Annotated in this window: 9 protein-coding genes, 1 tRNA gene and 1 pseudogene; 3 read left to right on the top strand and 8 right to left on the bottom strand. The window is 65.5% G+C overall.

Going from position 1 to position 9,723, the window contains the following annotated elements:
- The first annotated feature begins 185 nt into the window (after nt 1–185).
- On the top strand, nt 186–1,169 hold the full coding sequence (locus tag QZT59_RS15025) for an isocitrate/isopropylmalate dehydrogenase family protein (protein ID WP_290818190.1): 984 nt from the start codon (nt 186–188) through the stop codon (nt 1,167–1,169).
- Between the two features lie 294 nt (nt 1,170–1,463).
- Here the strand turns inward: QZT59_RS15025 and QZT59_RS15020 are convergent, their stop codons facing one another.
- From QZT59_RS15020 to QZT59_RS15000, 5 genes are all read right to left on the bottom strand, one after another.
- On the bottom strand, nt 1,464–1,883 hold the full coding sequence (locus QZT59_RS15020) for a hypothetical protein (protein WP_290818187.1): 420 nt from the start codon (nt 1,881–1,883) through the stop codon (nt 1,464–1,466).
- Between the two features lie 225 nt (nt 1,884–2,108).
- Nucleotides 2,109–4,220 carry a prolyl oligopeptidase family serine peptidase gene (locus QZT59_RS15015; protein ID WP_394348663.1) on the bottom strand — a complete coding sequence of 704 codons (2,112 nt, stop codon included), beginning with the start codon at nt 4,218–4,220 and terminating at the stop codon, nt 2,109–2,111.
- A gap of 95 nt (nt 4,221–4,315) precedes the next feature.
- Nucleotides 4,316–5,089: a diphthine synthase gene (dph5, locus tag QZT59_RS15010; RefSeq protein WP_290818184.1), complete on the bottom strand. Its 774-nt coding sequence runs from the start codon at nt 5,087–5,089 to the stop codon at nt 4,316–4,318.
- Nucleotides 5,090–5,114: 25 nt separating this feature from the next.
- The gene (locus QZT59_RS15005; RefSeq protein ID WP_290818182.1) at nt 5,115–5,543 is read right to left on the bottom strand and encodes a RidA family protein; all 429 of its coding nucleotides are present in this window, start codon (nt 5,541–5,543) and stop codon (nt 5,115–5,117) included.
- Nucleotides 5,544–5,632: 89 nt separating this feature from the next.
- Complete coding sequence (locus tag QZT59_RS15000) at nt 5,633–6,067, bottom strand: Rieske (2Fe-2S) protein (RefSeq protein WP_290818179.1); 435 nt, start codon at nt 6,065–6,067, stop codon at nt 5,633–5,635.
- Between the two features lie 118 nt (nt 6,068–6,185).
- On the opposite strand from QZT59_RS15000, the gene QZT59_RS14995 reads away from it, so the two are divergent.
- Both QZT59_RS14995 and QZT59_RS14990 read left to right on the top strand, forming a co-directional pair.
- Nucleotides 6,186–7,166, top strand: a complete 981-nt coding sequence (locus tag QZT59_RS14995; protein ID WP_290818176.1) for a class I SAM-dependent methyltransferase family protein — start codon at nt 6,186–6,188, stop codon at nt 7,164–7,166.
- Between the two features lie 64 nt (nt 7,167–7,230).
- A tRNA-Thr gene (locus QZT59_RS14990) sits at nt 7,231–7,303 on the top strand.
- A gap of 391 nt (nt 7,304–7,694) precedes the next feature.
- Here QZT59_RS14990 and QZT59_RS14985 read toward each other — a convergent pair.
- The 3 genes and pseudogenes from QZT59_RS14985 to QZT59_RS14975 form a co-directional block, all read right to left on the bottom strand.
- A complete protein-coding gene (locus QZT59_RS14985) occupies nt 7,695–7,943 on the bottom strand; it encodes a hypothetical protein (RefSeq protein ID WP_290818173.1) in 249 nt (82 codons plus the stop codon).
- 136 nt (nt 7,944–8,079) lie between these two features.
- Nucleotides 8,080–8,346, bottom strand: coding sequence for a HalOD1 output domain-containing protein (locus QZT59_RS14980; RefSeq protein ID WP_290818170.1), 267 nt, complete (start codon nt 8,344–8,346; stop codon nt 8,080–8,082).
- Nucleotides 8,347–8,780: 434 nt separating this feature from the next.
- A pseudogene (locus QZT59_RS14975) lies at nt 8,781–9,289 on the bottom strand (transposase).
- Between the last annotated feature and the right edge of the window lie 434 nt (nt 9,290–9,723).

The raw sequence follows: 9,723 nt of genomic DNA, 5'->3' as shown, positions 1-9,723 counted from the left end.
GCGACGGTCACCCGGCGAATCGGACGCGACGGTCGCCGAGCAAATAGGACGGAACGATCGCCAGACGGGGTGGCCGGGACGAAGGCCGGGCGGGACGATCGCGATCGAGCCCGGGCGAACAGCGTCGCGAACGGTCGAATCGACGCAATCGACACGCTCTTTCGGTTCTGCCACGAGCGTGGGGTATGAGCCACGAAATCGCCGTGATCCCCGGCGACGGAATCGGGCAGGAAGTCACGCCCGCGGCGGTCGCGGTGCTCGAGGCCCTCGATATGGACTTCGCGTTCGTCGACGCCGAGGCTGGCGACAGCGTGCGCGAGGAAACCGGCGAGGCCCTTCCCGAGGAGACGTACGAACTGGCGGCGTCGGCCGACGCAACCCTGTTCGGCGCCGCGGGCGAGACGGCCGCCGACGTGATCTTGCCGCTCCGGGAGGCCGTCGACTCGTTCGTCAACGTCCGGCCCGCGCGAGCGTACCCGGGCGTCGACGCCCTCCGTCCGGAGACCGACCTCGTCTTCCTCCGGGAGAACACGGAGGGCGTCTACGCCGGCCACGAGGACCGGCTGACCGACGACGTCGCGACGCTGACCCGCCTGGTGACCGACTCGGCCTCCCGCCGGCTCGCCGAGTACGCCTGCGGGTTCGTCGCGGACCGGGGCGCCGACGGCTTCACCGTCGTCCACAAGGCCAACGTGATGCGCGAGACGGACGGCCTCTTTCGGGAAGCCGTTACGAACGTCGCCGCCCAACGCGGCGTCGAGACGGACGAGGTCCTCATGGACGCCTTCGCGACGCGAGTCTGTCTCGATCCCGGGCAGTTCGACGTCGTCGTCTGTCCCAACCTCGCCGGCGACGTGCTCTCGGACCTCGCGGCCGGGCTGGTCGGCGGACTCGGCCTGCTCCCGTCGGCGAACGTCGGGCCGGAACGGGCGCTGTTCGAACCGGTTCACGGCACCGCGCCGGACATCGCCGGCCGGGGCGTCGCCAACCCGTCCGCGGCCATCCTCTCCGGGGCGATGCTCGTCGAGTATCTCGGGTACGACGAAGCGGCGGCGGCGATCAGGTCGGCCGTCGAAGCCGTCCTCGAAGGCGGGCCGCGGACGCCCGATCTCGGCGGCGACGCCGGAACGGCGGACGTGCGCGAGGCGGTCATCGATCGGCTCGAGTGAATACGGCGAGTCGAGCCCTCGCGCGAAAATACGGCGCTCGGGCTCTCACGAGTGAACACGGCGGGTCGAGAACGGGGGCAGAGACCCGAGAGCGAAAACCGGAAACGGGCGGTCGAACGGCATCGAACGGTCGGAGGCCGAGGGGCATCCTCGCGCAGTCGTTCCCCGGTTCTTCCGTCGACGTTGCCGTCCCCGGACCGACGCGTCAGCGGTGACCGAGCGTTCATCCCGTTTCCCGCCGCGACTCGAGCGACCGCGACCGCAATTGACCGTCCCCACGGGCGTCCCGGTAGCTCACTCGATCGCGCTGGCCGTCCCTCTACCGGCGTCGTCGGCGGGAACGGTCACCGGCGCCGACTCGTCTGTTCCCGCGCGCCGGGACGACCGGACGAGTGCCAGCGCCAGCACGGCCGCGTCCGTGAGATCGAGAGCGATCGTCAGGCGTCGGCGCCGACCCTCGAGCCAGGAGAGCGGTGCCTCGAGGGCGATCTCGAGCCTCGTGGCGGCGCGTTCGACCGCGGCGGGCGCCTCGTCTGCGGTCGCGAGTCGATTCAGCGCGCGTCGGGCCCGCTCGACCTCCGCCGCGTCCACCGCGATCGGAAGCGTCTCGCCGGACCCCGTCCCGCGATCGCCGGAGACGAGTCGTTCCAACGAACGCTGGAGTCCGGCGGGATTCTCCTCGACCAGACGATCGGGCGTGACGAGCGAGCCCATACGCACACTCAGGGACGCCGGTACCCTTACCTCACCGCGTGGGCGCGTTCGTCAGCACCTGCACAGCAGTGTTACTAGTCAGTCATTTCTGGCGAGCGCGGCAAGCGCCGAGTCGGCAGAAAAACACCGGCCGGTCACGTGTGACCCCGGGCGCAATCGGCGTCGACGGCGCCGTCGATCCGTCGGGGCTGCGCGGTCACTTCGTCGACGCCTCCGCCGACGCGATCACTCCGCGGACGCGTCCTCCGCCGCCGTATCGTGGCGCTCGTACCAGGCGAGCAGTTCCGAGAGTCGGTGGATCGCCCGATCCGGGTCGCCGACGTTGTGGTGTTCGTCGGGGTAGACGACGAGCTTCGCCTCGAGCCCCTGCTTGCGCGCGGCGGTGTAGAGCATCTCCGATTGGGTGGGAGGGCACCGCCAGTCCTGGCCGCCCGCCGTCACGAGCAGCGGCGTCTCCAGGTTCCCGACGTCCGCCATCGCGGAGAGTTCGTCGTAGCGTTCGGGCTCCTCCCACGGGAGGCCGAACTCCGCCTCGTACCAGTTGTGGAAGTCGCCGGTCCCGAAGCACGAGCGCGGATCGTAGATGCCGTGTTCGGGCGCCGCCGCGGCGAACAGGTCGGGCTTCTGGGTCACCAGGTACCCCTGCGCGATCCCGCCGTAAGAGAAGCCGTAGCCGAAGACGCGATCGGGATCCGCCCAGCCGCGGTCGACGAGGGCGTCGACGCCGGCGGCGATGTCCTCGACTTCGACGGTTCCCCACCGCCCCCGAAGCGTTTCCGCGAACTCCCGACCCCGGGAGGTTCCCCCGCGGTAGTTGGGGCGGAGGATCACGTAGCCCCGGCTCGTCAGCGCCGCGTGATCGAAGCCGAACTCCGGTTCGTCCCACGACATCGGCCCGCCGTGGATCGCGACGACCAGCGGGTGCGGGCCGTCGTCGAGGTCGAGCGACGGATCGTGGTAGACGACGCCGTCGATGGTCCACCCGTCGGACTCCCACTCGACTCGGCGGACCTCGGGCATCGGATACTCCTCGATCAGCTCGTCGTTGACCGCCGTGAGCCGGCGGAACGATTCGGGTTCACTGTCGGCGTCGAGGTCGTCGACGTCGACGGCGAAGACGTCCCTCCCGTCGTTCGGGTGCGAGAGGAGCAGGCCGGCCGTCGACCCGTCGTCGGCGACGTCGAACCAGTGGATCGCTCGATCGTCGCCCTGAGCCTCGAAGAGCCGATCGACGGTCCCGTCGAGGCTCGCGCGAATCAGTCGCGAGCGGGAGTCGTCGCCGACGAGCGTGTAAATCGCGTCGTCGACCCAATTTACCGACGACCAGAAGGTGGTGGTGCGATCGAGGTCGGCCGTCAGCGAACGGGCCGACTCGCCGTCGTGCACGTAGACTTCGGCCGGGCGCTGCCAGTTGTCCGGGTCCCGCCCGATGAACCCCAGCCTCCCCCCGGGTCCCCACGCCGGCGATCGAACCTGCAGTTCCCCGTCGGTCAGTCGCTCGAGGCCGTCCCCATCGGGATCGATCGTGTAGACGTCCCGGACCATCGTGTCGTCGGGCCGATCCAGTCGACAGGACGTGAACGCGATCCGGTCGTCCGGCCCCCAGCAGGGCTCCATTCCGCTCAGGTCCTGCGTGGCGCCGCCCCCGTAGGCGTCATCGAGGCGCTCGCACTCGCCGCTCTCGAGATCGACGACGAAGAGGTAGGTGGTGACGTCGTCCGTCCAGCCCGTTCCGTCGGATTTGTGCTGGAGGCGCGTGGTCTCGATCGGGCCGTCGCCGCGGACCTGCTCCAGGTACGCGCGCTCCTCGTCGGTTGGATCGCGCGCCGCGATCGCGAGCCGATCGCCGTCGGGCGACCATTCGAGTTCCTGGACGCCCTCCTCGCGGTCGGTCACCTGCCGTGCGTCGCCGCCCCTGGCGAGGTCGAACAGCCAGACTTGTGGTTTGGGTTCGTCCTCGGACGCTTCCGCCGCGGGTTCGTCGTCGGTCGCCGCGGAATCTTCGTCGGCCTCCTCGTCGCCGTCGGCCTCCTCGTCGCCGTCGGACTCGCGGTCGCGCCATCCGACCCGGCGGTCGATATCCTCCTCGCGCGCGGCGAGGAAGGCGAGGCGCTCTCCGTCGGGCCCCCAGACGGGCGAGGACGCCGACCCGACCCGCGAGAGTCGGTGGGGCTCTCGCGACCCGTCGGCCGGGACGACGAACAGCGACTGGACCGCCTCGTCGGCTCCCTGGTCGTACTCCGTGGCGATGTACGCCACCCGTTCCCCCGTCGGCGAGACCGCCACCTCGGTGATCTGCGCGAGATCGTAATACGCGTCGATCGGCAACTCCGTCATCGTCAGTGAGTGTCATCCACGACGGAAAATACGTTTCGGCGGTCGTTCGCCCGTCGACGAGCGCGTCGAACCCGTTCGGGAGAGCCGTCGCGGATTCAGGCGAGGTCGAGGGCGTCTCGATCCGCGCCGGCGAGGTCGACGAGGGCGTCCGCCTCGAGGAGGTGACACTCCCCGGGGATCACCAGGAGGTGCAGCGGGTCGCCGAACTCCCGGGTCGCGAGGTCGGCCAGCCGCCCGGCCTCGACGAGCGGATCGGGCGACCCGGCGCGCGCGACGACGACCGCGAGGACGTCCGGATACGCCTCGGCGAGGAGTTCGGCCCCGACGTCGGCGGTCATGTACTCGTCCCGATCGACCTTGATGTCGAGGTAGACGACCGTGTGCAGGCCGCGCTCGCGATTCTCGTCGATCGCGTTCGTGACGCTCGCGGGCAGGCCGTCGGCGCCGTGGGCGTACGGGAACGGGAGGGTCGTCGCCGGACCGAAGCGGTAGTTCTGGAGACCGGTGAGGCCGCTCGCGGCCGTCTGGGCGGTGACGCCGTGGACCACGCGCGTCTCGATACCGCGATCGACCGCGCGCAGTCGGAGGTCCACGTGGGTCGTCGAGATCATCGTGTCGCCGGCGGTCAAGAAGACGACGTCGCCCGACGCGGCGGCGTCCAGGATCTCCTCCGGGTGCTGTTCCACGCCCGCTCGATCCCGGACGTCGATCCCGACGTCGTGGTGGGCGGCGAGCTGGTCGACGGTCGTCCCCGACAGGCGACTCGTGTAGAACTCCGCGAACACTCGGTCGGCGTCGCGAATCGCCTCGCGGCCCTCGACCGTGATCGATCGCTCGTCGTAGAGCCCGAGGCCGACGAAAGTGAGCATGTCCTCCCTGCGACGACGCGTCACCTTAGGTTGACGGATCCGCGTCGACCGGACCGTCGTCGGCCGTCGCGATCGCCTCGACTTCCACCTCGACGAGGTGCTCGGGATCGATCAGCCGCTCGACCTGCACCATCGTCGCGGCCGGACGCACGTCGCCGAAGAACTCCCGGTGGGCCTCGCCGATCGCCTCCCAATCGTCGACGTCGGTGACGAACGTCCGCATCCGGACGACGTCGTCGACGTCGGCGCCCGCCTCGCCGAGCGCGTCGACGGCGATCTCGAACGCGCGGTGGGCCTGCGCGTACGGGTCCCCGACGCCGACGACGTCGCCGTTCTCGTCGGTCGCGGTGGTTCCGGAGACGTGCACGTGCGGACCGACGCGAACCGCTCGCGAGTAGCCGACCGACGATTCCCACTCGGTGTCGCTGGTGACGGTGACGCGTTCGGGATCCATGCGCGAAGGCGAACCGCCGTGCCAATAATGTCACCGGTGACAGTTCTCGAATCGACCCCGGGCGACCGCTCGACGGCCCGGATACCCGCTCAGAACCCGATGTGTGACGTGGAGGACGGGACGTCGTCGTCATCGTCTTCGTCCGCATCCTCGTCGTCGATCCCGCCCTCGCTCACGAAGCTCAGCCCCCCGTCCGTGAGGTAAGCGTCGCCGTCCTCGACGACGACGTCGACGGGGACGAGCCGCGTGTCGGCGGCCGGTCCGTTGTCACAGTCGCCCGCACAGGAGTCGAACGTAGAGCCGTGACGGGGACAGACGATCTCTCCGTTCCTGATCGCCGCGCCGCGGCCGACGTCGAGGCGCTGGGACTCGTGCGGACAGCGGTTGATCCACGCCTCGACGCCGTCCTCGCACGGGACGAGGATCACCTCCTCGGGTTCGCCGAACTCGTCGCGGGCGGTGAACAGCCAGGAGCCCTCCTCGCGGACCGTCTCGACGTCGGTGAGTCGCGTGCCGCCGGACATTCATCGGTCGTCGGGACCAACCCGGCATAATTCTCCCGGTCCGTACGACCGCCCGCGCCCAGCGGCCCCGGGCAGGCGAAGCGACACCGTTACGGCACGCCGCCGTCGATTTCGGGACATGGACGTGCCGTGCGTCCGCGTCCCCCGCGAGGACGGAGAGGCCACCCGACGGCGCCTCGCGGACGCGGACCTGGTCGCCGACGGGTTCGAGATCACCCACGAGGACGGGTGGCTCTACATCCCCGTGACCGACGCGAGCGCGGCCCCCGAGGACCTCGACGTCGTCGACCGGGACGCCCCGGAGCGCGAGACGCAGACGACGCCGGCCGACCTGCTCGGCTTCGACCCCTCCTACGAACGGCTGGGGCGAGCCGCGATCATCGAGGAGGACGAGGACGATCGCGCCCGCGAGATCGCCCGCGCCATCGTGGACTCCGACCTCCCCGTCGAGACGGTGCTCGAGAAGGCTTCGAAGATCAAGGGAGAGACGCGCGTGCGCGACTGGAAGCTGCTCGAAGGCGACAACACCGAGGTGATCCACCGCGAGTACGGGAGCGAGTTCCGCCTCGACCTCGCCGAGGTCTACTTCTCGCCGCGACTCGCCACCGAGCGCCGCCGGGTCGCCGAACAGGTGACCGCCGGGGAGCGAGCCGTCGACATGTTCGCCGGCGTCGGCCCCTTCGTGATCCCCTTCGCCAGGCGCGGCGCCGAGTGCGTCGGCGTCGACGTCAACGAGCGCGCGATCGCGTACCTCCGCGAGAACGCCGAGCGCAACGACGTCGCCGACCGCGTCACCGCGATCGCCGCCGACGTCCGCGAGGTTGCCGGCGAGTACGCCGACTGGGCCGACCGCCTCGTGATGAACCTGCCCCACAGCGCGGGCGAGTTCCTCGAGACGGCCGTCGAACTCGCCGGCGACGACTGCACGCTGCACTACTACGACATCCAGCACGAGGACGACCCCTTCGGGCCCGGCGAGCGCGCGATCCGCGAGGCCGCCGAACCGGCGTACGAGGTGACGGTGGAGAACCGTCGGATCGTGCGCTCGTACGCGCCACACGAGCTCAACGTCTGTCTCGACGTTCGGCTGCGGCGGTGACTGACCGGGACCGATTCGCAATCCTTATGGCCTGCATCGGCCCTACGAACGAATGCAATCGGGCGCCAGTGTAGCTCAGCCGGCAGAGCGAATCCTTCGTAAGGATTAGGTCGAGGGTTCAAATCCCTCCACTGGCTTACATAAAAAGGGTTCAAAACCTTACCCAGCGGTAGGGACGAACCAGATTGTGGGACGCGGTTTCGAGTCCTTCTTTGGAACTATTCACTGCGTTCTGGTCTTGCAAGTTCATTCCAGTCGCAGCCGACGAACGCATTTGTGTATGCTCTCCCCGGCTATACTTAAAAGGGTTCAACGCACTCTTGCGATTCCACTATTTAAAGAGAAATCTGTACGTTATCGTACTGAGTATCTGGTCAGCAGACACTGACCGAATTCCCAATTTGCTGCCAAGAGTGGCGTGCTGGGCACAGAGGATCAGTTCAGCACCGTTGGTCAACAGTTGTTCCTCCCGTTGACAGTGTCGCTCGAACAGTCGTGGCAGGAAGCCGATACCAAACACGATCGTCGCTATTCCGTCGCATCGAGACATTCGTCCAACGTATCGGTGAGTTCATCGACCTGTTCGCCGGCCTGGTCGGCCGAATAGCGGACGATGATCGTCTCTTTCTCGTTCACATGACGGGCGTTGTCGACTTGCTGCACGCCTTTCCAAATGCCCGTCACCTCGACCTGCCCGTGGACGTTGTGCTCAAAGGTTTCCCCCCGTTCGACCACTCGGTCGGAATCGTCCCCGGGCCGATCCTCCCAGTCACTCATACGGCACCTGCCATTCTCATTCTTCTGGCCGAATTATGGCGCATATCGGTCAAATTCTGTCTCCCCGCAGTGCGGACACTGCTCTCCACCGATCGGTTCCATCGTCGAGAGCCAATCAAAGACGGTCTTCCTGCACTCAGTGCTGGTGAGATTCTCGAGCATTACTCTGAACGTTGATCATTCTGCGCTGTTTGTTTCCGGTGATTTCTATCTGGTAGCCACAGTAGGTGAATGTCACCCTCATCGATTCTGATGTCGAGTCAAATAGCGCATCAAGGGCATCCGAATCAATCGTCTCGTACAATGGGGGTAGATCCTCAGGCGACGTGTCGTGCTGCTCGGCGACTTGTTCCACGATTTCAATGGCCCCCTGATCTCCTGAGTGTTGTACATCAAAACTCATTGAACCTCGTTATTGGATGATGATTCTTCGGTTGAACTCGTCCGGGTTGGGGCTGTGAATTGGACCGATCAAACAGTCACTGTTCATGTCAGAGTACATTACGATGAGGAGGTGGTTGAGGAGGTTACGTACGAATTTGAACCGGATGACGATGGACGTGTTCTCGATTGCACGTGGCCGTCTGAACCCGGAAATTTTGCCCTTTCCGCTCGACTTGAAGATGACGATGAGTGGGAGAAACGAGATCTGACGGATCCTGATTCCGACTGCGCCGCGGCGTATGTCTATATTGGTGGCACGGTCGGTTCCGCTGCCGCTATCTCAATGCCGATCAGCAGGGATTGCGACTTCTATGCAAATGGGTGCTAATAGTCCCACGAGTAAACATATTCACGTGTCAACCTGTCCAATACATGTTTCACCTGTATTGGTCGTTAGATTGCTTGGGCAAGATTGTGGACGATACACGCAAGAGCGAGTTCACGGAACTGCTTCCACCAGCGTCGTGAACGGACGAACGCGCCGTACTTCCGCTTGAGCGTTGAGTTGACTGTCTCTGATTGGCTCCGTTGGCCGTAGAGGTCAGCGTCTAAGCGTGCATTCCATGCTTTGTGAAGTGATGTGAACTCACGATGCTTGATTAGTGGGCGAATCTCGTGTTGACGGGCATATCGAGTCTATCGAACGCTTTGCACAGTGTTGATGGGGCAGGCAGCTCAGTGAGATTGATCGCGTCCCGAATACGGGGCATCTCGATGAGCTCGTCGAGAAGTGTCCGGTACGTCGTATCCTTTCGAGCTTTGAGACACAGGAGAACGTTGTGCTGATGGAGCGTGTAGCGTTGCTTTGAGAACTTCGAGGAGTATCGAGCTAGGGCACGTTGCGCTAACTGAAATACTTCCTCGACAAACCGGAGCAACCGAGACTTTGGGAGGGTCTGCATCTACGCAAACTACCGACTAACCTGTAACTGACTAAGGATTTCAACAGAGCCAGAAGAAACCATTTGGTGAGGATCCAGTACTCGACCTCGACCGGAAAATTGAACAGATAAAGGAGTCTCACGCAACCCTTGCCGATCGTTCACCGATCTTGGATGAATACCTTCAACGGACGTTTGAGGAATCTTACTCTTGGGATCCGAAGAGACGGAAAAGAAAAGGCGAGGGAGTGGGGCATCCCGAGGGATGTATTGGACTTATGGAGATGCCGAACCGGCACCATATCAACGAAATTCATATTGGGAGCAGCAACGACGCAAGGCAGTAAAACGCGACAAAGAGTGTTGCCAGGTCTGTGTTCTATCGCTTGAAGAGGTGGTGTCCAGATCCGCCGCTTGCCAGGTGTCGTCCAGCTCGACATGTTCGCCTCGATGGA

Source organism: Halovivax sp., assembly GCA_007119345.1.
Taxonomy (GTDB): domain Archaea; phylum Halobacteriota; class Halobacteria; order Halobacteriales; family Natrialbaceae; genus Halovivax.
The sequence above is the reverse complement of the archived record's forward strand: the minus strand, read 5'-3'. Positions and strand labels throughout refer to the sequence as shown.

What these genes read in the sequence shown, in the direction of transcription:
- QZT59_RS15025 (WP_290818190.1), top strand. Translation starts at nt 186, where the DNA reads ATGAGCCACGAAATCGCCGTGATCCCCGGCGACGGAATCGGGCAGGAA.
- QZT59_RS15020 (WP_290818187.1), bottom strand. Translation starts at nt 1,883, where the DNA reads ATGGGCTCGCTCGTCACGCCCGATCGTCTGGTCGAGGAGAATCCCGCC.
- QZT59_RS15015 (WP_394348663.1), bottom strand. Translation starts at nt 4,220, where the DNA reads ATGACGGAGTTGCCGATCGACGCGTATTACGATCTCGCGCAGATCACC.
- dph5 (WP_290818184.1), bottom strand. Translation starts at nt 5,089, where the DNA reads ATGCTCACTTTCGTCGGCCTCGGGCTCTACGACGAGCGATCGATCACG.
- QZT59_RS15005 (WP_290818182.1), bottom strand. Translation starts at nt 5,543, where the DNA reads ATGGATCCCGAACGCGTCACCGTCACCAGCGACACCGAGTGGGAATCG.
- QZT59_RS15000 (WP_290818179.1), bottom strand. Translation starts at nt 6,067, where the DNA reads ATGTCCGGCGGCACGCGACTCACCGACGTCGAGACGGTCCGCGAGGAG.
- QZT59_RS14995 (WP_290818176.1), top strand. Translation starts at nt 6,186, where the DNA reads ATGGACGTGCCGTGCGTCCGCGTCCCCCGCGAGGACGGAGAGGCCACC.
- QZT59_RS14985 (WP_290818173.1), bottom strand. Translation starts at nt 7,943, where the DNA reads ATGAGTGACTGGGAGGATCGGCCCGGGGACGATTCCGACCGAGTGGTC.
- QZT59_RS14980 (WP_290818170.1), bottom strand. Translation starts at nt 8,346, where the DNA reads ATGAGTTTTGATGTACAACACTCAGGAGATCAGGGGGCCATTGAAATC.